The sequence below is a fragment of the Aeromonas sp. R7-4 genome (assembly GCF_040908055.1).
GTDB lineage: Bacteria > Pseudomonadota > Gammaproteobacteria > Enterobacterales > Aeromonadaceae > Aeromonas > Aeromonas sanarellii.
In genome coordinates this window covers 37294-63868 of sequence record NZ_JBFODA010000013.1, presented here as the reverse complement: position 1 = coordinate 63868, position 26575 = coordinate 37294, and the positions used below count along the sequence as shown (strand labels likewise).

Below are 26575 nucleotides of genomic sequence, written 5' to 3'. Positions count from 1 at the left end.
CCATACCGTACCAAGCCTGTCAACCTAGAATCTATATTCTATATGAAGAGTATGACTATCAAGCGAGGGGTTAGAATCATACATTTTGCCGTTGGACATGTGCTCATATTGGTAGCCTACCATCCAGTTCTTATGAAAGGCATAACCCAGTCCCAACCCTGTCGATAGCTGGACAGGCCCCCCATAGTCCTTGAAGCCATTTCCCCTGTGCCCAAACTCATATTTGCTTAGCCACAGCACTTCAAACGGCATCCATACGACCCAATTGCCCAATAGACATTCGGCGCGAGCCCCAACCCCCAGTCTTGCCCCTTCTTCATGACCCACATCCAACAGGCCGCCACGCCCCCCCAAACCAAGCTGGCAATCCGTTTCATCCCATTGCCAGAACATATGATGATATTTCACATCGACAGTAAATATGTCGAGTTTCTCGCTTTCGGCTGGTGTTCCCAGCTGCAAAGCCATGATGTTGTCATCGGCATGAACACTCGAATAGTTCGCCCACAAACCAATCCATCCAACAACTAAGAGAGCCTTCACGTCCATGTTCCCCTCCTATCCTGTTTTTATGCTTAAGCGCCCAAGCACACTTCAGGCATAGTCAGTCAGAAGGGGGGTTGTCCAATGGATATTAAAACTAAAAAATCACACCGTTTAAGTAGACTGGTCTACATATGTAGTACCTGAAAGAAAAATACAGATTAATTCACTGTTTCAGTTTCATTTATCCATCAAGCGCAACCAAGATAATCTGATAAAGAACGCATTGTAGTGGTCAGCGAGGGCCTAGTGCAGCAGGTTACGTTTTAGGTGGTCATGAAGTTGCTCTTGAGCCCGCACCAGTTGCATGGGGCTGAGCTGTGCAAAAGAGCGAAGCAGTGCGAAGAAGGTGCCGTTGTCCATGGTGCCCCCCACCCTCAATACCTGAAATAAGCATAATAGGGCCGACCAAAACGTCTCGGGGACAGCCCCCTGAATAAGGTGGCTCAACCATTACCATCTTCATCGATGGAAGATGATGACAAGAGTGGTAGTCAGGATAACTTCCAGAACGAAACAGTACAGTTAATGTACAGGTAGATGGCTATCATGCCCCCCAATCCCTGAGGAGAAGCTGAACCAAAACTTAATAAAAATCAAATACATTGTATTAGACAACTAGGACTCTCTGCCATGGCAATACAATGTGTTATGGTCATGGGGTCTCAAAGAGATACATGTTTGTGTTGACCCATACGAAACCTCAATGGTAGTATGCGCGACGCATATTTGGCCACCATGTCACATCATAGGTGCGAAATAATATATATCGATAGCGCGGGTAATCATTAATTACCTGCCGCATCGTTACGTCTGTATTTTTCTGCTTTTCGTCCGGAGCTATGACATTTCCGTGCGGTAGCTTTACCATTTTTCAGCTCAACGGCGCCATCCTCACCAAGATAATGACAAAGCACTCTTACAACATAACGGCGCCCCAGTTTATCCCTCAGGCTTCAGATTTCTACTTCGTGGAAAATATTGACATATGAGTTATACGACCCATTTCCTAGCGTTAACGCTGGCACTGCAAATAGCTGGCTGCGCATATGAGCCAAAGCAAGTCCAAGCGTCTCGACCCCTTGTTAATTCATCGGCTTCCAACGAGCATCAGCCTATGGCAGCAGAGATGCAGCAGGCCCTCAACACCTTGCCTCAAGGGGCGACGCTCAACACAAACAGCACTACATTCACCCTTGGTCAACGCTATGTATCTGCTCTGGGACGTGAGTGTGCTGAGCTATTTCTCAACAACATTCAAGGTCACTCACAGAGAAGTGCCGTATGCAAGAGTGAAGAAGATCTATGGTACTTGGTGCCCCAATTGGAACAGGCATCTATCGGCAACCTGTTGGCTGACTAATAAACTTGAAGGTAAACGTTTTGAAGACAATGAACATTCGTCAACTGAGTACCCTCCTGTTTCTCATCAGCACTTCTTGCCCTACCATGTCTGCCGCAGCACCTGACCAGGCACAACTCAGCGGACAGTCATTTGGCTATAGCCTCTCGGGGAGCACAGGCCCCCAACTCGGTGGCCAATCGGCCTTGAGCGCCCAGGCCAACACTAACTCGACGACAGGCAGCTTCACCCAGCAAAACCGACAAGGAATGTTATTGCCGGGCGAATCTGATGTGCGCAAACTGCTGCCACAGGCCGAGGCTGGACTCCCTCCCCCCTACGGCGCCAATCTCTTTGCGGGCGGATATGAAACAGAGCGCAGTGACGGCCTGAACGACAATTACCTGATAGCGCCGGGTGACAAACTGAATATCTGGATCTGGGGTGCCGTCAACTTCTCCAACGTCGTGACTGTCGATAATCAGGGCAATATCTTTATTCCCGATGTAGGGCCTATCAACGTCAAGAACGTGCCCGCCAACCAAGTGAATAACCTGGTCACCAGCAAGATTGGGGATGTGTTTACCAACAACGTCAATATCTATGTCAACTTATTGACCACTACTCCCGTCAGCGTCTTCGTCACCGGTCCGGTGATCCGCCCAGGCCAATATGCCGGGCAATCTTCCGACAGCGTGCTCTACTTCCTCAAGCGTGCGGGTGGCATCGACTCTGAACGGGGCAGCTATCGTCAGATCAAGGTGTTACGCCAAAATCAAGTCATCCAGCAGATCGATCTGTATGAATTCATGCAGCAAGGCAGAATGCCCAAGTTTTCGCTGAAGGATCAGGATGTGATCCTAGTGGAACCCCAGGGACCGATGATCAATGTGGCTGGCAAGGTACGCAATCCGTTCCGCTTCGAGTTGAAAGAGCGCAACACCTTGGGCTCCGAGCTGGTCAATTATGCCCTCCCCCTCGCCAAGGTGAGTCACGTCGGGATCATAGGTGATCGTCCAAACGGCCCTTTCTCCATTTATCTTCCTTACAAAGATTTTGCACAGGTGCAGCTTAAAGATGGGGACAAAGTCCTGTTCAACGATGACATGCATGCGCAAGTGTACGATGTGCAGGTCACTGGCAGTTATATGGGCCCCTCTTATTTCACCGTCCGCAAAGAGACCAAGCTGCACGACCTGCTTAACCACATTCCCATCGACCCCAAACTGGCGGACTACCAATCCATCTACCTGATGCGAAAGAGCGTGGCAGCCAGACAAAAAGAGATGCTGGATGAGTCGCTCAACCGACTGGAACGCAGCGTGTTCACCGCTCCCGCCAGTTCGGACGGGGAGGCTGCCATCCGCGCCAAAGAGGCCGAACTGGTCATGCAGTTTGTGGACAAGGCCCGCAAGATCCAGCCACTCGGCAAGGTCGTGGTATCGGATAAAGGCATCATCGCCAATATCCAGCTGGAGCAGGGCGACCAAATCGTCATCCCGAACAAGACAGACCTTATCCAGGTGGGTGGAGAGGTGCTGATGCCGCAAGCCGTGGTCTATAACGCCAATGCAGACCTCGACGACTATGTCGCGTGGGCAGGTGGATTTACCGAGCGTGCCAACGACAAGCGCATCGCCGTGGTCCATGCCAACGGATTGGTGGAGTTCAAGGGCCAGGGTAGTGTCCAGCCTGGAGACCAGATCTTGGTCTTGCCCAAGGTTGATAGCAAAACCATGCAATCCGTCAAAGACATCACCCAGATCATCTATCAGATCGCCGTGGCGGCGGACGTCGTACTGGGTAACTAACCTCCCGGATAAACAACAGACTCGTCCGATGGCGAGTCTGTCATAGGGTAAATGACCCAATGCATAAACCCATTCTCAATCAAACACCTCGCACACCCTTGCAGGTGCTGCGCGATGTGACCTTTGGTCTGCTTATCCGCGAGCTGAAGACCCGCTTCGGCAGCTATCGACTCGGTTATGCCTGGGCCTTGCTCGATCCCTTGCTGATCATCGGTGCATTTAGCCTGATCTTCGGGCTGCGCGGTCACAGTGGATTTGGTGGGGCGCCGGCCCCCTTGTTTATCACCGCCGGCTATCTGCCTTTTATTTTTTTCAAGAATGTCGTGAGCAAACTGCAATCGGCAGTCAGTGCCAACATGGGGTTGTTCTGCTACCGCCAAGTCACCCCCTTTGCCACCTTTGTTGCCCGTTTTATGCTCGAGATGATGGTAGGCATGATAGTGGGCATCATCCTGATCCTCGGGCTGCTCTGGTTCGGGTTCGATGCCATACCGGCCGATCCCTTGCAGGTTATTCTCGGTTATTTCCTGCTGATGATCTTCTCGTTTTCCCTCGGTATCGTCTTTTGCGTGCTCTGTAATCTGTTTCAAGAGGCGAATAAATTCCTCGATCTGTTGATGATGCCGCTGATGTTTATCTCCTGCGTGATGTATCCGCTGGCGGCCATACCCGCTCAGTACCAACACTGGTTTTTGTGGAACCCGCTGGTGCATGCCCTCGAGCTCATACGCAGTGGCTGGATTGCAGGCTACGCCAGCCCCAACGTTAGTTGGGCATATTTGTCCGGCATGACCTTGCTGCTGCTGACCTTTGCCATGAGCTGCTATCGCCTGAGCCATCGCCGGCTGATCGCCAGCTAAAGTGAAATTACATGATCATTCTTGACAATGTATCCAAGTACTACCCCACCAAATTTGGTCGCAACTATGTGTTGCGGGATGTGAGCATCGAGCTGCCGCGAGATCGCAATATCGGCATTCTGGGGGTTAACGGGGCAGGAAAATCCACCCTCTTGCGTCTGCTGGGAGGGATGGATACGCCCAATCAGGGCAAAGTCACCCGCTTGTGTCGTGTCTCCTGGCCCCTGGCACTCAGCGGTGGCTTTCAAGGCAGCATGACGGGACGGGAGAACACCCGTTTCGTCTGCCGTATCCACGGCGTGCGCGACACCCAGTCAGTGGAGGAGTGGGTCAAGGAGTTCTCCGAAATAGGCCAGCACTTCGAACTGCCGATCAAAACCTACTCCAGCGGCATGAAGTCCAAGTTTTCCTTTGCCGTCAGCATGGCCTTCGATTTTGATATTTATCTGACCGATGAAATCACCTCGGTGGGGGATGCTCGCTTCAAGCAAAAATGCATCGATACCTTCAATCAAAAGCGCGAGACGGCGAGCCTGATCATGGTGTCCCACGATATGAAAAACCTGCGTCAACAGTGTGACATGGGCATCTTGCTGCGCAACAGCACATTGGAAATCTTCGACAATATCGATGACGCCATCCGCATCTACCAGAATCTATAACAAGCAACAACTAACATGACTCAACCAATCAGACCGGAAAGACCCTCACGCCTGATGCGCAAACTGCGCAAGCTCGGCAATGAGCCTAAGCAGTTCTTTATCGACTCCAGCGGCTTCCAAATTGCCCACCGCTCCTGGCAGCAGAGCCTCAAGCTCGGCAGTTTTCTCTGGGTGCTGGCCTGTTTTACCATCGCGGCACTCTATCTCGGGGTGATCGCCTCTGACCGTTATGTGAGCCGGGCGGAGATCATCATCAAGCAGGCGGACCAGATCAAGATGCTGCCCGATGCCCTGTCGATGCTGGGTATAGGTGGCAGCAATCATCAGGATGTGCTGCTGATCCAGGATTACCTGAACTCATGGGATCTGCTGGCCAAACTGGACAAAGAACTTGATCTCAAGGCCCATTACCAGAGCGGCCAAGCCGACTATTTCTCCCGTCTCCCCCAGGATGTCAGCCGGGAAGATTTTATCGAATATTACCGCGATCACCTGACGCTGCGCCTGGACGAACTATCGGGTGTGCTCACCATCGAGTTGCAGGCGTTTGATCCCGAATATGGCCAGCAGGTGGTGGGGATGATGCTCAAGGAGTCCGAGCGTTTTATCAACAAGCTGGGGCACCAGGTGGCACTGGATCAGTTGGCCTTCGTCGAGAAAGAGGTCAATCGCGCCTATCAACGGCTACAGGATGAAAAGGCCAAGGTACTGGCGTTTCAAAACAGCCACCAGCTTATCAGCCCCGAATCCACCAGCAGCGCACGTCTCGGAGTAGTCAGCCAGATCGAAGCCGAGCTGGTAAACCAGCAGGCACAGCTCAAACAACTGCGCAGCTATATGAAAGAGAGCGCCCCTGCAGTCATCTCTGTGCAGAGCCGGGTCGATGCCCTAACCAGACAACTTGAGCAGGAGCGGGCCAAGCTGACCGGCCAGGACAAGAACGCCATGAATGAAGTCACCGCCGGCTATCTGGATGTACAGACCCAGGCAACTCTGGCGGCAGACCTCTACAAGACGGGTCTTATCAGCCTGGAGCAGGCCAGGGTCGAGGCATATCGCAAGCTCAAACACCTGCTGGTCATCAGTCACCCGAGCCTGGCCCAAGATGCGGAATACCCTCGCCGTCTCTACAACCTGGCCACCGTCGGTGTACTGTTGTTCCTCTTCTATGGGTTGATCGTAATGGGCCTCGCCACCCTGCGTGAGCACCAAGACTGATAGTGCGACTGAATCACCACCGGTTTTCGAGCATCGCCTTCATCTCTGATGGCCGGAAACTAGCAAAAATATTACCGAGGCGCCTGATCAAGGCGCCATATTGGCAAAAGAATTCATGCCCCTGTCATATCTGCGTGTGAATGTCGTGAGCCCAACGTTATTTAAGCTGTGAGTCAACTATTTTGTATAAAAATAAACGTCCGCGCATTGCGCTAGTGGCGGACCAATTCACGACATTCAGCCTGACACCCGATGCAGACCTGATTCATATCACGCCATTGGATTGGCAATGGAAATTAAGGTTCTATAAGCCCGATTTTTTATTTGTTGAATCTGCCTGGCGAGGCTACAAAGACAGCTGGAAAGGGAAAATAGCCAGTTATGCTCACAGTTCCCCCAATAAACCGGAGCTGAGCAGGTTGGTAGAGTTTTGTCGCAAGCGAAAGATCATCACCATATTCTGGAACAAGGAAGACCCCTTCCATTTCGAACGTTTTGCTGATGCCGCAGCCCTGTTTGATGTGGTCTACACCACGGATGCCGACTCACTGGATCGTTACCGGGCTTTGCCTCATCAGAGCTTTCAACATATCGGCGTGCTGATGTTTGCCGCCCAACCGCACTGGTATCAACCAGCCGGTGCAGGAGAGCGAGGACCGGGTATCGCCTTTTTGGGTGGCTATTATGGCAATGAGCTGGCCGAGCGCAGTCGGGCTCAGGAAGAATTACTGTATGCGCTGCGAGACCAAGGGCTGATTATTTTCGATCGCTTCTGGCAGAAAAATAATGGTTGCAGTTATCCGAATACATTGCAGCCCTACTGCAAACAGGCTATTTCACCAGCCTTGGTAGCCAAGGCTTATCGGCAATACCAGCTTTATTTGAATATCAATACCATCAGCCAGTCGCCGACGATGTTGTCACGTCGGGTATTCGAGTTGGCGGCGGCGGGTTGCTCTGTGATCAGCACCCCTTCGCTGGCCATGGATAATATTTTTGGCAAGAGCATTATCGCGGTGCCGGATGGAGAAGCGGCGCGAGAGTGGAGTGTACGATTGCAGAACGATGTTCGACAGAGAAGCGAACTCGGCAAGCAAGCCAGGGATATAGTGCTGGCACAGCACACCTGGCAGCACCGGCTGACACAGCTCAATCATGAGCTCAGCCTTTATTAAGTAGTTTGGAACAAAACGAAACTTAATTATTTCACACGGGAGTGAATATTATGCCAACGAAAATGCTGCGGGTATTGATGGTGTTCGGGACCAGACCCGAAGCCATCAAGATGGCCCCGATCGTCAAGGCCTTCCAGGCCAATCGCAAGATTGACGTGCGGGTCTGTGTCACCGGACAACACAGAGAGATGCTGGATCAGGTACTCAATCTGTTTGAAATCAAGCCTGACTATGACCTCAACATCATGAAGCCAGGCCAGGATCTGACCGATGTCACTACGGCCATCTTGCAGGGATTGAAACCGGTATTTGCCGAGTTCAAGCCGGATCGCATCCTGGTTCACGGCGACACCGCCACCTCCTTCGCCGCCACCCAGTCTGCCTACTACCACAGGGTTGCCGTTGGCCACGTCGAGGCTGGTCTTCGCACCGGCAATATCTACTCCCCCTGGCCCGAAGAGGGAATGCGCCGTCTCACCGGCGGCATCGCCGACCAACACTACACCCCGACCGTCAGCTCCCTGAAGAACCTCATCATGGAGAACATCGCCCCCGAGACCATCTTTATCACCGGCAACTCGGTGATCGATGCCCTGCTGGATGTCTCGGCGAAGATCGATGGCGACGCCGCTCTCAACGGCGACTTGGCCGCCCGCTTCCCCTTCCTCGACGCCAGCAAGAAGATGGTACTGGTCACCGGTCACCGCCGTGAGAACCACGGCGAAGGCTTCGAGCGCATCTGCAGGGCGCTGGCTGAACTGGCCAAGCGCGATGATGTGCAGATCGTCTATCCGGTGCACCTCAACCCCAACGTGCAGGAGCCGGTCAAGCGCAACCTGACCGGATTTGACAACGTGCACCTGATTGAGCCTCAGGACTACCTGCCATTCGTCTACCTGATGAAGCGCAGCTACCTCATCCTGACCGACTCGGGCGGTATTCAGGAAGAGGCGCCAACCCTGGGCAAGCCGGTGTTGTGCATGCGCGACACCACAGAGCGACCGGCGGCCGTCAAGGCCGGTACGGTGCGTCTGGTGGGCACCTGCGATGCGACCATAGTGGCAGAGACCACTCGCCTGCTCGATGACGAACTGGCCTATCAAGTCATGAGTCATGCCAATAACCCTTACGGGGATGGCAAGACCAGCCAACGTATTGTGGATGCCGTGCTTGGTCTGGGTGGCGCCCTGGGTCAGCAGATCGACAGCAGCCTGCAAGTTGCCTGATAAACAATATTAAAAACCACACGAGGGGTGGGTAGCCCCTCCAATATGTTGAGAGCACATACATCATGAAATTTGAGACTATCTCCGTCATCGGTCTGGGTTATATCGGCCTGCCGACAGCCGCCGTCATCGCCAGCAACGGCATTCGCGTCATCGGGGTCGATGTCAACCAGCATGCGGTAGATACCATCAACCAGGGCAAGATCCATATCGTTGAGCCAGGTCTGGAAGAGCTGGTCAAGCAAGCGGTCGCCGATGGTCACCTGAGCGCACACTCCGCCCCGCAGAAGGCCGATGCATTCCTGATCGCCGTGCCCACCCCGTTTAAAGGCGACCAACACGAGCCGGATCTTAAATACATCGAGAGCGCCTCGCGTGCCCTGGCCCCGATCCTCGAGAAGGGAAACCTGGTAGTGCTGGAATCCACCTCGCCGGTTGGCGCCACCGAACAGATGGCCAAGTGGCTGGCGGAAGAACGCAGCGATCTGACCTTCCCGCACACCGTCGCGAAAGGTCAGACCCCTGACATCTTTGTGGCGCACTGCCCCGAGCGCGTGCTGCCTGGTCAGGTGATCCGTGAGCTGGTCGAGAACGATCGCATCATCGGTGGCATGGATGCAGCCAGTACCCAGGCGGCCACCCAGGTGTACAAGATGTTTGTGAAGAAGGGTGAGTGCATCGCTACCGAAGCGCGCACCGCCGAGATGAGCAAGCTGACCGAGAACGCCTTCCGCGACGTCAACATCGCCTTTGCCAACGAACTGTCGCTGATCTGTGATAAGCAGGGCATCGATGTGTGGGAGCTGATCTCGCTGGCCAACCGCCACCCGCGTGTCAACATTCTGCAGCCGGGCTGCGGCGTAGGCGGTCACTGCATCGCGGTCGACCCCTGGTTTATCGTCAACCAGAACCCGGATACCGCCAAGATCATCCATCAGGCGCGCCTGATCAACGACTACAAGCCCCACTATGTGGTCGAAAAGGTCGAGCAAGCCATCGCCGGTCTGGCCAACCCGAAGATCGCCTGCCTCGGCCTGGCCTTCAAGCCGGACATCGACGATCTGCGCGAGAGCCCGGCACTGGATATCACCAAGACCCTGGCGAGCAACCCGGCCTACCAGATCCTGGCCGTTGAACCCAATATCGAGACCCTGCCGCCGGTGCTGGAAAATCGTAATAATGTCACGTTGGTATCGATTTCTGATGCGTTAAACAATGCAGATTTAGTCCTTATTCTTGTCAAGCACAAACAATTCATTGGCATCAATGCATCCGATATAAAAAATGCAAAGCAACTGAATTTTGTTAACGCATAAAAACAACTTTATAAGGAAAAGTGGGCATTAATGTCCACTATTTTACTATGAAAGCACGGCAAAAAAAGAAATTTATAAAAAAGAACATTGTAGCACCTGTAAATAACCAGCAACTTTCTAGCGAAAGTGATTTATTAGTTCAACAGCCTAAGGTATCAGACGAAAAAAACTTAATACTATTCAAAGAAGAACTAGCGCAGCTACATAATGAGATAATGAGTCAGAAAGAGCATTTTCTCCTAATTTCTAAAATATTGCAAAAAAAGCAACATGATTATTTGAAACCTCTTATTGCCGAAAATCAACAACTTGCTATTTCGGCTGAAAGGGATGGAATAAACAAAACTATCTTTAATGCTCTAAAAGAGCATGTGTATACATTAGAAATAAAAAATCATGAATTACAGGTAGAGATTGAGAAAGAAAAGGAACGTACTTTCAAAGCAAAAAACTCTCTTTCCTTCTTGCTAGGAAATACATTGATAATGTATCGCAAGAATAACGAGAGTTTGCTTTCATTGTTCATAAAATTAACTAAAATCAATAAAATAGCAAAAGAACGGCGCAATACTAACAAAGTCATAACTCAATCCTCTCGGCCCTTTAAAGCGCAGAAAAATTTCACTCAGGAATACTACCAATCAAAGCTGAAATTATTTACAAATCTCGGTGAGAATGAATACATACCCCTTGATAAGACACCTACTTGGTTTAGCTTCACACCAATAGGAACCACCGAATTAATTTTTCGTTTTTACCCACACTCACCTGAAAAAATAAATTATAAAGATCTTCTTGCTAGAATCATTTACCTAAATGATGACGGCAATGAAATTAATGGCTCTATTCCTGGAACATATATTTCGTCTACCGTCGGTAGATATATTTACCTTGATATATTCAAGAATGAAGATTTTGTTGAGCTAAAATTCACTCCTCCATCTTCAGCTGTATCGATTCTAGTTGGACTCCAAATATGGAATTCCAAAGACAGTATTAGGATTACAAACAGCTTTAATCATCGCGGTGTCGAAAAAGAAATCGACTTACTTCATGATGATACAGATTTCATGTCTTTGCTGGATGGTGTAAGCATTATCATTCCAAGTTACAAAGGCAATAACACAATTCCGGATATGCTTCATTCAATTCTCCAGCAAACATTTCCGAAGTCACTGATACAACTTGTGATTATTGTTAATGGCGATGACACAAGTTCGATTCCTTTATATGAAGATTTCAAAATAAAAAATAATGATATAGATGTAGTTATATATCATGATGTAATGCCTAGCGCATCTAATGCGAGAAATGTTGCTATTGGCTATGCAAATCGCAAATACACATTGTTCTTAGATAATGATGACATGATCACAGAGAACTATATCCAGTCTCTGTATGATAAAAGATCACCAAATAGTATTACTATCAGTGGAATTCATGACATCAATGAACGTGGCGATATAATCAAAGATAACAGTGCCAATAACCAGTATTTACTAGCGTCAATAAAAACATCGATTTCATATAATGACGTGACGGCAATCACGACTATGATTGCATGCAAACTTCTTCCGACTCATAACCTTAAGAAAATTAGTTTTGTACCACATCTACGCAGTGGTGAAGACGTTGTATTCTTCTGTGACTACATATCTAAATTCAAACCAAAAATCACTGCAGTACCAGAATCAGATAATGCATTCTATATTAGAAGGATTACGCAAAACTCTGTTTCAAGACAGAAATCGACTTTTGATTTTTGTATCCGCCAACGACTACAGGTAATAAAGGAGCTGAAGTCATTACAGGACAAATCTGACGATAAAGAGCAGTTTGGATTTATTCAATCTAAAATAAATGCACAGTCTACTTTCATAAGGGATTTTATAAATGAGTCGCCAGAGTATAAGGAAGAGTTAATCCTTGAGCTCAAATCTTTATCGCTCGAAGACTTCTCATATGAAGTAATCAATAGAGGGAAGGCTAAGTCTCTCATCATCTCTTATTGTTTTCCACCCTATGTCGATACAAGTGCTTGCGTTATGGCCAAGCGACTTAGAGCTGATGGGAAAATTGTCGATGTTGTGCATAACAATATGAGCAAGGTGAGAAATACTTCTAACGATCTCAACCTCCTTGTTAACGATTTGATAGAGCAGCGTAAGGTAGTTAACACCCCATCCACTTTTGCTAACTGGTCAGGCATTTACGGTTTTGCGATTGAAACACTGAAGTGGGCAACAAGAAAACAATCTAGCTATGAAGATGTTTACAGTCGAGCTATGTGGCCCGCATCCCATTTTGCTGCATTCCTTGTAAAAAAAGAAGATCCTGCGATTAAATGGATAGCCGAGTTTTCCGACCCAATTTTGTGGGATATAAAATCGCAAGAAAGATATTCCAAGCTCGACCTCAACTTCATCAAGGAGAATGTGCTTGGTAAGTCAATAATAATTGACACCCTTCTATTTAAATATAAAGATAATGATAATCTCTACTTGTGGTGTGAACTTCTCCCCTACCTTTTTGCTGACGAAATAATTTTTACTTGCGCTAATCAACGTGATTACATGCTTTCAATGATAAAAGACTTGGAAATCAAGAACCTTGCACTCAATAAATCAAGAATCTCTCAACATCCTACACTAGAAAATTTTTACTATAACCTAGGGAATTCAACGTACCCACTAAATAAAAAGATAAAAAATATTGGCTACTTTGGCGCATTTTATTCAAAGCGAAATCTTGATGATATTGTCCATGCTTTAAAAAAATACAAAGAACATGGTCATGATAATATTCTTCTACATGTTTTCACAGAACAAAAAGATGATGCATCTCATTTCGTAAATGCTAATGGCCTTTCTGACATGATTAAGATCAATGGCTATCTTGACTATCTTGACTTCCTTAAAGTAATCAAGGAGTTTGATTGCTTGATAGTCAATGATGCTGAAGTCTCTAAAGAAAAAGGGATAAATCCCTATCTGCCATCAAAAATCAGCGATTACATTGGCTCTGGTGCAAAGGTTTGGGCCTTATGTGAAGAAAATAGTGAATTAAGTAAACTTAAAGAAGTTAGCATGAAGTCTATAATTGGTGATTCACACGCTGCATATAAATTACTTATTGAGATGGGAAGCGATGTTAAATAAAAAATTTGCAATTGGGATCAGGTGCCATAAGATTTCAAGTGAAGAATTGAGAGTATATAATTGCTTACAGAATGACTTCGGCATAAATGAAGATGACATCTTTTTTATAGTTGACGACTCCACCTCAGACAAGTGCTATGAAAATTACGAAAACATTGTGTCATTAAGTGACTACACCAATAAAAAAAACCTAATCTTACCTAATAGATTCGGCTGGTTATGTGGTGATTTATTTTACTATGCATTCAAGGAGCACGTGGATAGAGCGATGTATTGGCTATTGGAGCCAGATATCGATTTCGGGAACAATTGTAAAAACTTTTTTTTAGACCTAAATAATAATGATATGGACTTTTTAGCACCAAGATTTGGCCCTGCCAATCCAAGCGGGTATTGGACTAAGACAGGTTTATCTATATCAGATGATGTATACTCATGTTCGTTCCCCATTACTAGGATGAGCAAAGCAGCAATTTTAATTTGTGAAGATTATCGAATTAAGTCTTTTAGTTCCAAATCACAAACACAATGTCCAAACGATGAAACATTTGTCTCCACCATTGCTATTAAAAGCAAATTAAAATGCTTTGATTTATCTGCAATCTCAGGATTGAACTTTTCTTGCTTCAGTACCACCATCCCGTTGATCAACACAGCCATTAAAAAAGCCAATCATATCTACCATCCATTTCTACCATGGGAGGACTATCTGGCAAAGTTTCAGTCAAGATTCGAGCCAGCCCTTAGAAATGGTACGCATTCCAACTTTATTGAAAAAAGCCTCTCTGGATTATCGAAAGAACAACTTCTTAAAATAAGTGAGATAATATGTCTAAGTTTAAAAAAAGATTTAAAAATCGACGAATAATATCTATTTTAAACGTTAATTTAAAATAACTTAGTACCTTAGTAAAAACACGAGTTACATTAATATATATCAAAAATTATTACCTTTCCATGCGGGTGATTATTTATTGAGCGCGGCATGTCAAGCCGACAATTAGCCAACATATATTTAGATCACTAAGCATTTAATTGATAGCTATTACCTACTGTTAACTTAACACCTATTTCAGGGCGTGGTATGAAAATAAAAAAAGCGGTATTTCCTGTCGCGGGTATGGGTACCCGCTTCCTGCCCGCGACCAAGGCATGTCCGAAAGAAATGCTACCCGTCGTGGATAAACCACTGATCCAGTATGCAGTTGAGGAGGCCATTGCCGCCGGTATAACCGACCTGATCTTTGTTACATCCTGGACCAAGCGTGCCATCGAGGATCACTTCGATAGCAACTTCGAGCTTGAGTACAAGCTCGAGCAAGCCGGTAAAAAGGCGTTGCTCGATACCGTCAAGAACATCATTCCCGCCGGCGTCAACTGCTTCTATGTTCGTCAAACTGAAGCCCTGGGGCTGGGCCACGCCGTACTGTGTGCCAAGCAGATCGTCGGTAACGAGCCGTTTGCCGTGTTGCTGGCTGACGACATGATCCACTGTGACAAGACTCCCTGCCTCGACACCATGATTGGCCTTGCTGGCGAGAGCCATTGCTCGGCCGTGGCTGTAGAAGCCGTACCGATGGAAAAAGTCAGCCAGTATGGTGTCATTGCGCCGCAAGCGGTGAGCGAACGCCTGTATAAACTCAATGGCGTCGTGGAGAAACCGCCCCGTGAGGAGGCGCCATCCAACCTCTCCATCGTCGGACGTTATGTACTGCAGCCACGCATTTTTGAGCTGCTTGAGCAGACCCAGCGCGGGGCCGGTGGTGAGATCCAGTTGACCGATGCCATTGCCGATTTGCTCAAGAAGCAAGAGGTCATGGCTTACGAGTTTGACGGTATCCGCTACGACTGCGGCAGCAAACTGGGCCATATGAAAGCCAACATTGAATATGGCCTGCGCCATCCCGAGTTGTCGGACACGCTGCGAGCCTATCTCGAAGAACTGCTGGCACACTGAACGTAGGGCACCATGTCGCGAGATCTCAGCGTTATTACACCGTTCCACTTTCAGCAGAATGGGCGGGGTAGTCTGGATTCCGCGGTAAAGAGACTGGAGGCATGCCTCCAGTCTCTTTTTATCGCAGGTGATCTGGATATTTTGATTCCGACCAACCAACACCATCTGCTAACAGGGCGGCTTGATGCCCGGATATTGGAAGACTCACAGCCCCTTCCTATCTACTCGCCGGGGCTGGCTCGCTGTCATGGCATTGAGCGCAGTACCACACGTTCGCTCTTCATCCTGGATGCGGACCTTCTCTGCTCACAGCAATTGGCCGAGCAGCTTCCCGCTCGCAGCCGATTGTGTGCTTACGAAGGGCAACCCGCCTTTGAGATGTACCCCTGCCTCTATCTGACCAAGGAAGAGACCGAGCGCTTTGACGGCGATTTTCAGGGCTGTCTGGAGTCCTTCTTGCGCGGGGAGAATCACAGGGTGGAGGGGATCGCCCTGGCCAGCAGCTGCCTGCTGATGAACCGCGAGTGGTTCTTGCAACTGGGCGGCTTTGACGAGCGCTTTGTGGGCCATGGGGGCGAGGATCTGGAGCTTATCGACCGGCTTACCCGTCACTATCCCATTGGGCCGCGGCCGGATGACTATGCCCTCAATATCAAGGCGCAGCATCCAGGGGACTATCAGGGCTTTCGTCGCTATTTCAGCTACTATGCCCTCCCCCACCTGTTTGCCGGTCGCTTCCTGGTGCATCAGTGGCACCCGCGTCCATTGACCCATCCCTATCATCGTCGCCGTGCAGGCAACGACGCCATGCTGGAACAGATGTTGTCACGCAGCGAGGCTGAGCGAGGCCCTCTTAAGGGGCCCGTGGTGCCCTGCAATGACCTCAATGGCGAGCTGCCGGACTTTCGGGAGTGGATGATCCACCTGCAGGAAGAGGCGGGGTATCCCGTCAGTGATTACCCGGGACTGTTACGTTGGCAGGATGGGATCACGCTCAAGCGCCCGCTGTGGCGCAAAGTTCGCAAGCTGTACCTCAACCCACGGGCTTTTTTCAAAGACATGTTCAAGCCCGCGTCTCGCTGAACTCTTTTTATCTGAGTATTTTGCATGACTCTATGGACTCAATCTGGCGGCATTATGGCCCGCAGCGCCCAGATCAGCGCCTGCCTTGACCAGCCGTTGGCGCGCCTTGTTTCCCCTGATTCCCCCCAGCCGGGGGATGCGCTGATTGGCTGGGGCCAGAAGGCCAATGCCCGCCAGATCAAGCAGCAGGCGCAAGATCTGGGCCTGCCCTATTGGCACCTGGAAGATGGCTTTATCGGCTATATCGGCCATCCTGCCAATGGCGGCAAGGCGGTATCCCTTATCGCCGATCCGGTCGGCATCTATTACGATGCCCGCCAGCCCAGCCGGCTCGAACAGCTGATCGCCACCCCCAATGACGCCGCCATGCTGGCGCGAGCCGAACGGCTTGTCCACGAGCTGGTGCGCCTTGGGGTCACCAAATACAACTGCTATGCCGAGCGACCCACCTCTCTCTCAAGTTATTCGTCACCCAGCCTGATGGTGAAGGATGTCGCCGGGCTGCCCGCGGCGCTGGCCCAGCGCCTGCGGCAAGACGGCAGGCCCAGAGTCTTGCTGGTGGATCAGGTGGCCGGGGACCTCTCCATTCCCGGCGCCCTGGCCAGCGAGGCGGACTTTATCGCCATGGTGGAAACGGCACGGCGCAATCATCCCGATGCTCGCCTCTTGCTGCGCACCCACCCGGACACCCGCTTTGGCAAGAAGAGTGGCGTGCTGGCCAGACTGAGACCGAGCGATGTAGAGATCGTTGCCGACCATTGTCATCCCCATGCCCTGCTCAATCTGGTGGACGCCGTATACACAGTGTCATCCCAGCTCGGCTTCGAGGCGCTCCTGCTGGGCAAACCCGTGTATTGCTTCGGCATGCCGTTTTATGCGGGGTGGGGTCTGACCCAGGACAGCAAACAGTGTGAACGCCGCACCGTTCAGGTGTCACTGCCCCAGCTAGTGGCGGCGGCGCTGATCTGCTATCCCCGCTATCTGGATCCCGTGATTGGCCAACGCTGCGAGGTGGAAGAGGTGATCGCCATCATCGCCCGCCAGCAGAAGACAGCCCCCCGTTGGCGCAGGCTCTATCTGGTGGGGTTCTCTTTGTGGAAGCGCGCCTTTATGCAGGCCTTCTGCCAGCCCTTGGCCGAAGAGCTCTGCTTTGTGCGCAAGCCGCCAAAACGGCTGACCGGTGACGAGCAGGTGCTGGTATGGGGCAGTCGTTACCCAGAGCTCACCTCGGCCATCCGGGTGGAGGATGGCTTTATCCGTTCCAAGGGGCTGGGCTCCAACCTGTGTCGCCCCTCTTCCCTGTCGCTGGATCCGGTCGGGATCTATTTCGACAGCCGCAGCCCCAGCGGGCTTGAACAGTTGCTCAATTACCAGGAGCTGACCCAGTCACAGCTCGACCGGGGTGAGCAACTGCTCACTCTGCTGCGCCAAAACAAGGTGAGCAAGTATAATGTCGGCGCGCCGACGCACTTCACGCCCCCCGCCGATGGCCGTCCCCTGGTGCTGGTGGTGGGTCAGGTGGATGGGGATGCCTCCATCCTGACCGGTAGCCCGACCATTCGCAGCAACGAGCAGTTGCTCTGGGCGGTGCGCGCCGCCAAGCCAGAGGCCCACATCCTCTACAAACCCCACCCGGATGTGGTGGCGGGCAATCGGGCCGGCGCCATTTCTGCAGCCTGTCTGGCGGAGTGCGTGGACAGCCAGGTGCTGGATATCGGCCTCACCAGCCTCTACCCCCACGTGGATGAACTGCACACCATGACCTCCCTGAGCGGCTTCGAGGCGCTGGTACAAGGGGTCAAGGTGACGACCTGGGGTCAGCCCTTCTACAGTGGCTGGGGGTTGACCACGGATGCCCATCCCCCGGCCCGGCGCCAGCGCAAGCTCCCCCTGGCGGCACTGGTCTATCTGACGCTGGTGGCCTATCCGCTCTATATCGATTGGCAGAGCGGACTCTGGATAAGCCCGGAGCAGTTGATCCGCCAACTGGCCGCGCAAGGTCAATCCTCCGGCCACAAGTCGAGCCGCTGGCAACGCTGGCAAGTCAAGCTGAGCTATCTGGCGCAAGCCCTACTGCAACGCCCTTCCTTTCCCCAGTTGATGAGATGAGTCGTACATGAAGATTTTGCTGCTGCAAGGACCGCTGGGCCCCTTCTTTCAGAGCCTCAGCCAGGCGCTTTCCGACGCCGGTCACGAGGTCTACAAGATCCATTTCAACGGGGGGGATGAGTGCTGGCGCTGCGTAGGCCATAACGAACGCTTCACCGGCAAGCCGGAGACCTGGAACACCTTCTTTCGCCGCTTTATCAAGCGCCATGGCATCGACAGCCTCATCTGTTACGGTGATTGCCGTTATTACCACCAGCAGGCCATCCGTATTTGCAAGCTGAAAAAAATCCGCGTCTGGGCCATGGAGGAGGGCTATCTGCGTCCCGACTTTGTGACGCTGGAGCAAGGAGGCGTCAACGCCTTCAGCCCTCTCTATGCCAAACGTGACTCCCTGGCCGAGATGACCTGGCCAACCCCTTACGAGGCGCGGCTGAAGGTGGGCAAAACCTTCGCCCGCCGGGCCTGGTATGCCAGCCGCTACCACATCAACAAGAGTCTTTTACGCTGGCGCTATCCCCATTTCGTCAATCACAGACCCTGGAGCCTCTATCAGGAGGCCAGGGGCTGGGTGGCGGGGGGCCTGGTGAAGTGGAAGCACAGATGGAGCGACCACTCCCTGCTCAAGGCCCTGCCCCGGCATCAGGGGCACATCTTCTTCGTGCCCCTGCAGGTCACCGAAGACTTTCAGATCCGTGAACATTCGGATTTGAGCGGGGTGGAAGAGATGATCGCCCAGGTGATGAACTCCTTCGCCGAGCACGCCCGCCGCGAGGATGTACTGCTGTTCAAACACCACCCCATGGATCGGGGCTATGTCAGCTATCAACCCCAGATCAACCGGCTTATCACGCTGCTCGGGCTGGAAGGACGGGTGTTCTATGGTTATGAACTGCCACTGCCCACCCTCTATCCGCTGCTCAAGGGGGTCATCACCATCAACAGCACGGTTGGCCTCTCCGCGCTGCTGCACCAGGTACCCACCTACTGCATGGGGAGGGCCCTCTACGACCTGCCAGGGCTCACCACCCGGGGCACGCTGGCGAAGTTCTGGCACAAGCAGAGCCCGGTTTGCAGCGAGACCTTCGAACGGATGCGTCAGTCATTGCTGCATCTGACCCAGCTCAATGCCAGCTTCTACCGTCATCTGGACATGGGTGCCATGGCCGTGGTGAACAAGATAGGCCAACACAATGAGCAATCGGCTTCTGTCCAGAAGAGCAAACGCCAAACCCTCTCTTCCGGCGTTGTCGGGGCCTTGAGCATGACCATCCTGAGCGCATTTTGCCTTTTGACCGAGGAGATGCTGACACCGATGACCATGCTCTGACTCATACCGAGCAGGAAAAAGCCCGCGGATGCGGGCTTTTTTGCAGGTGGCGGTTACACGCTGCGGGGGCGCAGGTGGGCGTGCCAGCGGGCCTCCCACTTCTTGAACAGCCAGACGATGGCGAAGGTGAGCAGCATGTAGAGCAGGCCGGCGGTCAGGAACGCCTCGAACGGGCTGTAGTAGCGGGAGTTGATGATCCGCGCGGCCCCCGTCAGGTCGACTATGGTGATGATGCCCGCCACCGCCGAACCCTGCAGCATGAAGATCACCTCGTTGCTGTAGGCGGGCAGCGCACGGCGAAACGAGTTGGGCAGTATGATGCGGGTGAGGGTCTGCCAGCGGGTCATGCCGAAGGCGCTCGCCGCCTCTATCTGCCCCTTGGGCATGTTCATCACGGCGCCCCGCACTATCTCGGCGGTGTAGGCACCGGTGTTGAGGGTGAACGCCAGCAGGGCGCAGAACCAGGCCTCGGAGAAGAGGGACCAGGCCGCGCTGTTCTTCAGCCACTCCCACTGGGCGGCGCCGTAGTAGATGATGAAGAGCTGCACCAGCAGCGGGGTGCCGCGGAAGAAGTAGATATAGGCCCAGATCGGTCCCTTGATCAGCCAGTTGCGGCTGTTACGCAGTATGCCCATGGGCACCGCCAGCAGGAGCCCCAGCATGAGGGAGGCCGCCACCAGCCAGATGGTGGTGTAGAAGCCCTCCCAGTAGGTGGGCCACTCCGTGAGAATGATCGAGAAATCCATGGCTTACCTCGTCTTGATCGTGATGTAGATACGCTCGGCACTGACACCGCAACGATCACAGTAAACGAATGACTGCATTGAATACGGCATGGCTTACCTCGTCTTGATCGCGTAGTGACGCTCGGCCCACTTGAGCGCCGAGGTAGAGACTGCGGTGAAGATCAGGAAGATCAGCGCCACCGCCATGTAGAAGGTGAACGGCTGCTGGGTCGAGCCCGCCGCGAGCGACGCCTTGCGCACCATGTCATCGAGCCCGATGATGGAGACCAGGGCCGTGGTCTTGAGCAGTACCAGCCAGTTGTTGCCAAACCCCGGCAGGGCGTGGCGCATCATCTGGGGGAAGAGGATCCGCACAAACACCTGGCTCGCCCGCATGCCAAAGGCGCGCGCGGCCTCGAGCTCTCCCTTGTCCACCGCCAGGATGGCACCGCGGAAGGTCTCGGTCATGTAGGCGCCGAAGATGAAGCCGATGGTGGCCACCCCGGCCGCAAACGGGCTGATGTCGATGTAATCCGGCAGCAACGAGACCCACTCCTGGTTCGGATTGCTCTCGAGCAGGTAGTTGTTGTACGCCTCGTTGACCCAGGTGCAGATCCCGTTGATGAGGACCTGACCGCCGAAGAACAGCAGCATCATCAGCACCAGATCCGGGATGCCGCGAATGACGGTGGTGTAGGCCGCCGCGATGCCGCGCGCCCACTTGTAGGGGGAAAGCTTGGCCAGGGCCCCCAGCATGCCGAGCACCAGGGCCAGCAGCAGGGAGGCGATCGCCACCTCCAGGGTGATCCAGGCCCCCTCCAGCAGGGAGGTTTCGTATCCTTTCAAATCAAACATATGCAATGCAGCTCCATCGCAATCGGGCCCGTCACTCCCAGCGGAAGGCAACGGGCCCGATGACTACTGACGGGATCAACCTGTCGTTGTTCGCCTGACGTTGACTTACTCGCCGTACACGTCGAAGTCGAAGTACTTGTCGTTGATTTCCTTGTACTTGCCGTTGGCGCGCAGGGCCAGGATGGCGGCATTGAATTTCTCTTTCAGATCCTTGTCTGCCTTGCGCACAGCGATGCCGGCACCCTCGCCAAACCACTTGGGATCGGTCAGTTTCGGGCCGATGAACTCGAAGGCATCACCGCCCTCTTTCTTCAGCAGGCCATCGCTGATGGCGGCGGAGTCGGCCATCACGTAATCGACGCGGCCGGACTTCAGGTCGAGATAGGCCTCATCCGCGGTGCCGTAGCGCTTGATGGTGGCATTGGGGAAGTTGTCGGTGATGTAGGTGTCCATGGAGGTGGCACGCTGCACGGCGATGGTCTTGCCATCCATGAAGGCCTTGTCCAGCTGGATCTCGGTGCCCTTCTTGGCGGCGAAGCGGGCCGGAATGTGCTGGTACTTCTGGGTGAAGTCCACCTTCTTCTTGCGTTCTTCGGTGATGTCCATGGTGGCGATGATGGCGTCATACTTGCGCGACAGCAGCGCCGGAATGATGCCGTCCCAGTCCTGCTTGATCAGGGTGCACTTCACCTTCATCTCCTCGCACAGGGCGTTGGCGATGTCGATGTCGAAGCCTTTCACCTCGCCGCTCGGCTCGGTCCAGGAGAAGGGAGGATAGGCCCCTTCCACCCCGATCCGCACCTCTTTCCACTCCTTGGCCATCAGGCTACCGGAACACAGGGCCGTCATCACGGCAGTCGCCAGCATCAGCTTGTTCATGTATCTCTCCTTGATAAACACGTCGATCGTTGAAAGTACGGAAATAGCATCCCGTCCATCAATAGATGGAGGAGATGAATTGCTTGAATCGCTCCGACTTGGGATGAGCGAAGATCTCCTTGGGATTGCCCTCCTCCTCCACCCGCCCCTGATGCAGGAACATCACCTTGTTCGACACGTCGCGGGCAAACGACATCTCGTGGGTCACCACCATCATGGTGCGCCCCTCTTCCGCCAGCTCGCGCATCAGGCCGAGGACCTCGCCCACCAGCTCGGGGTCGAGGGCCGAGGTCGGCTCGTCGAACAGCATCACTTCCGGCTCCACCGCCAGCGCACGGGCGATGGCCGCCCGCTGCTGCTGGCCACCCGAGAGGTGCCCGGGGTAGTAGTCGCGTCGCTCCCAGAGCCCGACCCGGTTCAGCAGATGCTCCGCCTTGGCGATGGCCTCGGCACGGGGCACCTTGAGCACCTGGATGGGCACTTCGATGATGTTCTGCATGATGGTCATGTGCGACCAGAGATTGAAGCTCTGAAACACCATGGCCAGCCGGCTGCGGATACGCTCCACCTGGCGCATGTCCTCCGGCAGCCGCTCGCCGGAACGACTGGTCTTCATCCGGATCAGTTCCCCATGCAGGGAGACGCTGCCCGACGAAGGGGTTTCAAGCAGATTGATACAGCGTAGAAAGGTCGACTTCCCCGAACCCGAGGAGCCGATGAGGGAGATCACATCCCCCTTGTGGGCCGTCATATCGATGCCCTTGAGCACTTCGTGGGTGCCAAAATACTTGTGCAGATCACGAACTTCCAGTGCGGCAACGTCGCTCATCCATTACAACCTTGTCTGTCCCTAGACGCCGCTTCGGCGTGACACCACCACCGGAACATTTAACAAAACGTTAACCGATGGCAACCTTCAGCGAAAATATCATTCAGGTAGTTAAAAAACAATACAGAACCGAGGTATTTGGTGGTTTATCTGTATTTTTATTGGCCTGACCGGTATTTTTCAGCACTTTGTCTGCATAAAATGCATTTTTTGTCACCGGTGCCATACCGACCTTTTATACCCGCAACGCACTGGTGGCAAGAATATTCCACCATCCACGCCGGATGTCACCCAAAATGACTTTATTCATCCGACATAGTCACCACCGTCGCACAATTTTACGAGGATGGAATTGATTTTACTGGCGATGTGCCCCCCATCCCGGGACCTTGCCCCTCCCCTCCCTCCTCAAAAAAACATAACAATGTTATAAAAAAGGCCCGTATGGGGCACTCAAACACCGGGATATGTGACACAGACGCAACAAGTCGTGATAAGGTGCCGTTTCTCCCAGTTTTGTGACCGAGGCCCCGATGTTGCTCAATGTGTTGCTGATCCTGCTGCCGCTCGTGATCGGCTATCTGATCCCCCTCTCCTCCACCCGGCTGGTCAAGCTGGTCAACCAGTCGCTGGGCAAGATGGTCTATCTCATCCTGTTCCTGATGGGGCTGGGGCTCGCCTACGTGGAGAACCTGGGCAGCAACCTGGCGGTGATCTTCAAGGTGGCCGGCATCATGCTGACCGCCATTACCCTGTGCAACCTGCTGGCCCTCTGGTGGCTGGACAGGCGCAGCCCGCCCACCCACGAGGCGAGCGACGGCAAGATGCCGAGCAAGCTGCACCTCCTGTGGGAATCCCTCCAGCTCTGTTTCGTGGTGCTGGGGGGCGTCCTGCTGGGGCTGCTGGTGGACCTGCGCGCCCTGCCCATCGACCGCTTGAGCGAATGGGCCCTGATGCTGCTGCTGCTGCTCATCGGCATCCAGATGCGCAACTCCGGCATGCACCTGCGCCAGATCCTGCTCAACCCCTGGGGCATGAAGATCGCCGCCACCGTCATCGTCAGTAGCTGGCTCGGCAGCCTGCTGGCCTCACAACTGCTGGGTATGCCCTTTGCCCACGGGCTGGCCATGAGCTCCAGCTTCGGCTGGTACTCGCTCTCCGGCATCCTGGTGGCGGACAAGCTGGGCCCCGTGCTGGGTTCGGCCGCCTTCATCAACGATCTGGGGCGCGAGCTGATCGCCATCCTGATCATTCCCATCCTGATGCGCCGCCACCCCTCCGCCGCCATCGGCTACGGTGGCGCCACGGCGCTGGACTTCACCCTGCCGGTCATCCAGAAGTCCGGCGGCATCCAGGTGGTGCCGGTGGCCATCGTCTCCGGCTTCCTTCTGAGCCTGCTCGGCCCCATCCTGATCCTGGGGTTCCTGGCCATCTGACCGGGACACACACCGCAAAAAACGAAGCCCGGCCCCCATGCCGGGTTTTTCGTATGTGAACGGGGATGAAGAGATCCGGCTGATGCGCCACTCAGGCTCGCCACTGGCCGCCGCTCATGACCCTTTCTATGGCGAGGGTCTCGGGGTCGATGAGCAGCAGATCCGCGTCCTGCCCCACCCCCAGGGAGCCCTTGCCAGTCAGCCCCAGCGCCCTGGCCGGGTTGGCCGTCACCACCGCCAGCGCGCTGGCAAGGGGCACGCCGAGGGCACAGGCCCGGATGCATTGCTGCCACAGGCTCCCTATCTGGCCGCTGCGCAGCTCGATGAGGCGCCCCTCGCCGTCGAAACGCGGCAGGCTGGCGTTGGCATCCGAGCTGAAACTGATGCGATCCCAGGGCACGCCGGCCGTCAGAAGCCCCACCAGGGCATCCGCCGCCAGCTGCTCGCCATCGTCCAGCAGGTCGGGGAAGCTGGAGGCAGTGAGATCCACCCAGCCCCCGGCCCGACCCCAGTCGATGGCCTCGGCAAAGAGCCAGGGGTTGCGGTTGCAGTGGGTGGGGTAGAGCTGGCGCAGCGGGATGTCGGTGGCGTCCCGCAGGGCCCGCAGCGGCGCCAGCGCACCCCGGCCATCCCCCAGATGGAAGAAGCTCACTCCGCTCTTGCCCGAGAGCAACCCGGCCACCCGCGCCTCGCTCGCCAGCCGCGCCAGCTCATCATGGGTGGGGGCGCTGGATCTGTGGTCGCTGATGGCCACCTCCCCCACCCCCAGCACCTCGGGGATCAGCATGATGTCCGATTCCACCGATCCGGTGAGGGTCTTGACCGGCAGGTGGTAGGAGCCGGTATACATGTAGGCGCTCACCCCGGCGGCGCGAAACTCGCGCACCTTGCCGAGCACCTGGGCCGGGGTGCGGGTCAGACTGTCGGTACCGAGCGCCGCCACCAGGGTTGTGACCCCGGCTGCCAGGGCCTCGTCGGCGGCAAGCTCCCGGGTGCGAAAGGCAAAGCCCCCCTCCCCGCCACCCCCCGTGATGTGGGCGAGCGGGTCCACCAGCCCCGGCACCAGATAGCGGCCACGGCCGTCGACCCGCACCAGCGGCCAGTCGGCCGGGGCCGTCAGCCCCTTGCCCATCCAGGCGATGCGGCCATCGGCCACCAGCAGATCCTGCTGGCCGAGGGGGGCTGGAGTGAAGACCTCGGCCCCCTCGATCAGTGTCAACATGGGGTATCTCCTTGCTGCATGAAAAAAGAGGGAGCAAGCTCCCTCTGCCTGTTACCCATCAACCGCCATAGATGTCGTACTTGAAGTACTTCTGGTTGATCTCCTGATACTTGCCGTTGGCGCGCAGGGCCTTGATCGCCTCGTTCAGCTTGGCCCTGAGATCCTGATCCCCCTTGCGCACCGCGATCCCCATGCCGTCGCCAAACCACTGGCGATCGGTCAGGGCCGGCCCCACATACTCGAACTTGTCGCCCCCCTCCTTGCTGAGCAGCCCCTGATCGATGGCCGAGGCATCGGCCAGCAGGGCCAGCACCCGACCCGCCTTCAGATCGAGATAGGCCTCATCGGCACTGCCATAGCGCACTATGGTGACGTTGGAGCCAAAGTTGTCGGTCAGGTACTTGTCGTGGGTGGTGGCACGCTGCACCCCGATGCGCTTGCCCGCCATGCCCTCCGGCGTCAGCGTCAGCTCGGTGCCCTTGGCCGCCACGAAGCGGTTCGGGATGCGGGCATATTTCTCGGTGAAGTCGACCTTCTTGCGCCGCTCGTCGGTGATCGACATGGCGGCGATGATCCCGTCGTATTTGCGCGACAGCAGCGCCGGGATCATGCCGTCCCAGTCCTGGGCCACCAGCTCGCACTTGACGGCCATCTGCTGGCACAGGGCGTTGGCCAGATCGATGTCGAAGCCTTTTATCTCCCCCGACGCGTCGGTCCAGGAGAAGGGAGGATAGGCCCCCTCCACGCCGAAGCGCACCGTCTTCCACTCCTTGGCGGTGACGGGGGTGGCCAGCAGGCAGGCAGCAAACAGGGCTGACAGGGTCAGTGTGGTCTTCATCATG

22 protein-coding genes are annotated in these 26575 nt (G+C 54.0%); 15 read left to right on the top strand and 7 right to left on the bottom strand.

The window, feature by feature from the left end; genetic code table 11:
• Positions 1-24 precede the first annotated feature (24 nt).
• Complete coding sequence (locus tag AB5Y72_RS02370) at positions 25-549, bottom strand: acyloxyacyl hydrolase (RefSeq protein WP_216989971.1); 525 nt, start codon at positions 547-549, stop codon at positions 25-27.
• Positions 550-1660: 1111 nt separating this feature from the next.
• On the opposite strand from AB5Y72_RS02370, the gene AB5Y72_RS02365 reads away from it, so the two are divergent.
• The 14 genes from AB5Y72_RS02365 to AB5Y72_RS02300 all read left to right on the top strand — a co-directional run bounded on the left by AB5Y72_RS02365 (position 1661) and on the right by AB5Y72_RS02300 (position 19787).
• Positions 1661-1906 carry a hypothetical protein gene (locus tag AB5Y72_RS02365; protein WP_325782396.1) on the top strand — a complete coding sequence of 82 codons (246 nt, stop codon included), beginning with the start codon at positions 1661-1663 and terminating at the stop codon, positions 1904-1906.
• 29 nt (positions 1907-1935) lie between these two features.
• Complete coding sequence (locus tag AB5Y72_RS02360; protein ID WP_325782555.1) at positions 1936-3696, top strand: polysaccharide biosynthesis/export family protein; 1761 nt, start codon at positions 1936-1938, stop codon at positions 3694-3696.
• Positions 3697-3755: 59 nt separating this feature from the next.
• The gene (locus AB5Y72_RS02355) at positions 3756-4556 is read left to right on the top strand and encodes an ABC transporter permease (protein WP_325782397.1); all 801 of its coding nucleotides are present in this window, start codon (positions 3756-3758) and stop codon (positions 4554-4556) included.
• A gap of 11 nt (positions 4557-4567) precedes the next feature.
• Positions 4568-5218: an ABC transporter ATP-binding protein gene (locus AB5Y72_RS02350; RefSeq protein WP_216989968.1), complete on the top strand. Its 651-nt coding sequence runs from the start codon at positions 4568-4570 to the stop codon at positions 5216-5218.
• A 15-nt stretch (positions 5219-5233) separates the two neighbouring features.
• Positions 5234-6436 carry a sugar transporter gene (locus tag AB5Y72_RS02345; protein ID WP_216989967.1) on the top strand — a complete coding sequence of 401 codons (1203 nt, stop codon included), beginning with the start codon at positions 5234-5236 and terminating at the stop codon, positions 6434-6436.
• A 182-nt stretch (positions 6437-6618) separates the two neighbouring features.
• Positions 6619-7611 (top strand): glycosyltransferase, encoded by a 993-nt coding sequence (locus tag AB5Y72_RS02340; protein WP_325782398.1) that lies wholly within the window; start codon positions 6619-6621, stop codon positions 7609-7611.
• 50 nt (positions 7612-7661) lie between these two features.
• The gene (gene wecB, locus AB5Y72_RS02335; RefSeq protein ID WP_325782399.1) at positions 7662-8837 is read left to right on the top strand and encodes a non-hydrolyzing UDP-N-acetylglucosamine 2-epimerase; all 1176 of its coding nucleotides are present in this window, start codon (positions 7662-7664) and stop codon (positions 8835-8837) included.
• A 65-nt stretch (positions 8838-8902) separates the two neighbouring features.
• On the top strand, positions 8903-10153 hold the full coding sequence (gene wecC / locus AB5Y72_RS02330; protein WP_216989966.1) for a UDP-N-acetyl-D-mannosamine dehydrogenase: 1251 nt from the start codon (positions 8903-8905) through the stop codon (positions 10151-10153).
• Between the two features lie 47 nt (positions 10154-10200).
• Positions 10201-13311, top strand: a complete 3111-nt coding sequence (locus tag AB5Y72_RS02325; protein ID WP_368198538.1) for a glycosyltransferase — start codon at positions 10201-10203, stop codon at positions 13309-13311.
• A gap of 256 nt (positions 13312-13567) precedes the next feature.
• A complete protein-coding gene (locus AB5Y72_RS02320; protein WP_216989964.1) occupies positions 13568-14179 on the top strand; it encodes a hypothetical protein in 612 nt (203 codons plus the stop codon).
• Positions 14180-14395: 216 nt separating this feature from the next.
• On the top strand, positions 14396-15268 hold the full coding sequence (galU, locus tag AB5Y72_RS02315; protein ID WP_368198537.1) for a UTP--glucose-1-phosphate uridylyltransferase GalU: 873 nt from the start codon (positions 14396-14398) through the stop codon (positions 15266-15268).
• A gap of 12 nt (positions 15269-15280) precedes the next feature.
• Entirely contained in the window at positions 15281-16351 is a 1071-nt protein-coding gene (locus tag AB5Y72_RS02310; protein ID WP_254203645.1) for a galactosyltransferase-related protein, read from the top strand.
• 54 nt (positions 16352-16405) lie between these two features.
• Positions 16406-18460 (top strand): capsular polysaccharide biosynthesis protein, encoded by a 2055-nt coding sequence (locus AB5Y72_RS02305; protein WP_216991797.1) that lies wholly within the window; start codon positions 16406-16408, stop codon positions 18458-18460.
• A 7-nt stretch (positions 18461-18467) separates the two neighbouring features.
• Positions 18468-19787 (top strand): capsular biosynthesis protein, encoded by a 1320-nt coding sequence (locus AB5Y72_RS02300; RefSeq protein WP_325782405.1) that lies wholly within the window; start codon positions 18468-18470, stop codon positions 19785-19787.
• Between the two features lie 53 nt (positions 19788-19840).
• Here the strand turns inward: AB5Y72_RS02300 and AB5Y72_RS02295 are convergent, their stop codons facing one another.
• From AB5Y72_RS02295 to AB5Y72_RS02280, 4 genes are all read right to left on the bottom strand, one after another.
• Positions 19841-20533, bottom strand: coding sequence for an ABC transporter permease (locus AB5Y72_RS02295; protein WP_042079229.1), 693 nt, complete (start codon positions 20531-20533; stop codon positions 19841-19843).
• A gap of 93 nt (positions 20534-20626) precedes the next feature.
• Positions 20627-21367 (bottom strand): ABC transporter permease, encoded by a 741-nt coding sequence (locus AB5Y72_RS02290; protein ID WP_042079228.1) that lies wholly within the window; start codon positions 21365-21367, stop codon positions 20627-20629.
• A 105-nt stretch (positions 21368-21472) separates the two neighbouring features.
• On the bottom strand, positions 21473-22246 hold the full coding sequence (locus AB5Y72_RS02285) for an ABC transporter substrate-binding protein (protein WP_010674268.1): 774 nt from the start codon (positions 22244-22246) through the stop codon (positions 21473-21475).
• 58 nt (positions 22247-22304) lie between these two features.
• Complete coding sequence (locus AB5Y72_RS02280; RefSeq protein WP_010674267.1) at positions 22305-23075, bottom strand: ABC transporter ATP-binding protein; 771 nt, start codon at positions 23073-23075, stop codon at positions 22305-22307.
• Positions 23076-23608: 533 nt separating this feature from the next.
• Between AB5Y72_RS02280 and AB5Y72_RS02275 the strand changes: the two genes are divergently transcribed.
• The gene (locus tag AB5Y72_RS02275) at positions 23609-24511 is read left to right on the top strand and encodes a lysine exporter LysO family protein (RefSeq protein ID WP_252422431.1); all 903 of its coding nucleotides are present in this window, start codon (positions 23609-23611) and stop codon (positions 24509-24511) included.
• A gap of 91 nt (positions 24512-24602) precedes the next feature.
• On the opposite strand, the gene iadA is transcribed toward AB5Y72_RS02275, so the two are convergent.
• Positions 24603-25733: a beta-aspartyl-peptidase gene (gene iadA, locus AB5Y72_RS02270; RefSeq protein ID WP_325782408.1), complete on the bottom strand. Its 1131-nt coding sequence runs from the start codon at positions 25731-25733 to the stop codon at positions 24603-24605.
• Between the two features lie 58 nt (positions 25734-25791).
• Positions 25792-26574 (bottom strand): ABC transporter substrate-binding protein, encoded by a 783-nt coding sequence (locus AB5Y72_RS02265; protein WP_209791595.1) that lies wholly within the window; start codon positions 26572-26574, stop codon positions 25792-25794.
• Between the last annotated feature and the right edge of the window lies 1 nt (position 26575).

Bases quoted from the DNA above. Each gene is read 5' to 3' on its own strand.
- AB5Y72_RS02295 (WP_042079229.1), bottom strand. From the start codon at position 20,533: ATGGATTTCTCGATCATTCTCACGGAGTGGCCCACCTACTGGGAGGGC.
- wecB (WP_325782399.1), top strand. From the start codon at position 7,662: ATGCCAACGAAAATGCTGCGGGTATTGATGGTGTTCGGGACCAGACCC.
- galU (WP_368198537.1), top strand. From the start codon at position 14,396: ATGAAAATAAAAAAAGCGGTATTTCCTGTCGCGGGTATGGGTACCCGC.
- AB5Y72_RS02275 (WP_252422431.1), top strand. From the start codon at position 23,609: ATGTTGCTCAATGTGTTGCTGATCCTGCTGCCGCTCGTGATCGGCTAT.
- AB5Y72_RS02325 (WP_368198538.1), top strand. From the start codon at position 10,201: ATGAAAGCACGGCAAAAAAAGAAATTTATAAAAAAGAACATTGTAGCA.
- wecC (WP_216989966.1), top strand. From the start codon at position 8,903: ATGAAATTTGAGACTATCTCCGTCATCGGTCTGGGTTATATCGGCCTG.
- AB5Y72_RS02310 (WP_254203645.1), top strand. From the start codon at position 15,281: ATGTCGCGAGATCTCAGCGTTATTACACCGTTCCACTTTCAGCAGAAT.
- AB5Y72_RS02350 (WP_216989968.1), top strand. From the start codon at position 4,568: ATGATCATTCTTGACAATGTATCCAAGTACTACCCCACCAAATTTGGT.
- AB5Y72_RS02290 (WP_042079228.1), bottom strand. From the start codon at position 21,367: ATGTTTGATTTGAAAGGATACGAAACCTCCCTGCTGGAGGGGGCCTGG.
- AB5Y72_RS02280 (WP_010674267.1), bottom strand. From the start codon at position 23,075: ATGAGCGACGTTGCCGCACTGGAAGTTCGTGATCTGCACAAGTATTTT.
- AB5Y72_RS02285 (WP_010674268.1), bottom strand. From the start codon at position 22,246: ATGAACAAGCTGATGCTGGCGACTGCCGTGATGACGGCCCTGTGTTCC.
- AB5Y72_RS02300 (WP_325782405.1), top strand. From the start codon at position 18,468: ATGAAGATTTTGCTGCTGCAAGGACCGCTGGGCCCCTTCTTTCAGAGC.
- iadA (WP_325782408.1), bottom strand. From the start codon at position 25,733: ATGTTGACACTGATCGAGGGGGCCGAGGTCTTCACTCCAGCCCCCCTC.
- AB5Y72_RS02365 (WP_325782396.1), top strand. From the start codon at position 1,661: ATGGCAGCAGAGATGCAGCAGGCCCTCAACACCTTGCCTCAAGGGGCG.
- AB5Y72_RS02345 (WP_216989967.1), top strand. From the start codon at position 5,234: ATGACTCAACCAATCAGACCGGAAAGACCCTCACGCCTGATGCGCAAA.
- AB5Y72_RS02355 (WP_325782397.1), top strand. From the start codon at position 3,756: ATGCATAAACCCATTCTCAATCAAACACCTCGCACACCCTTGCAGGTG.
- AB5Y72_RS02305 (WP_216991797.1), top strand. From the start codon at position 16,406: ATGGCCCGCAGCGCCCAGATCAGCGCCTGCCTTGACCAGCCGTTGGCG.
- AB5Y72_RS02370 (WP_216989971.1), bottom strand. From the start codon at position 549: ATGGACGTGAAGGCTCTCTTAGTTGTTGGATGGATTGGTTTGTGGGCG.
- AB5Y72_RS02265 (WP_209791595.1), bottom strand. From the start codon at position 26,574: ATGATGAAGACCACACTGACCCTGTCAGCCCTGTTTGCTGCCTGCCTG.
- AB5Y72_RS02360 (WP_325782555.1), top strand. From the start codon at position 1,936: ATGAACATTCGTCAACTGAGTACCCTCCTGTTTCTCATCAGCACTTCT.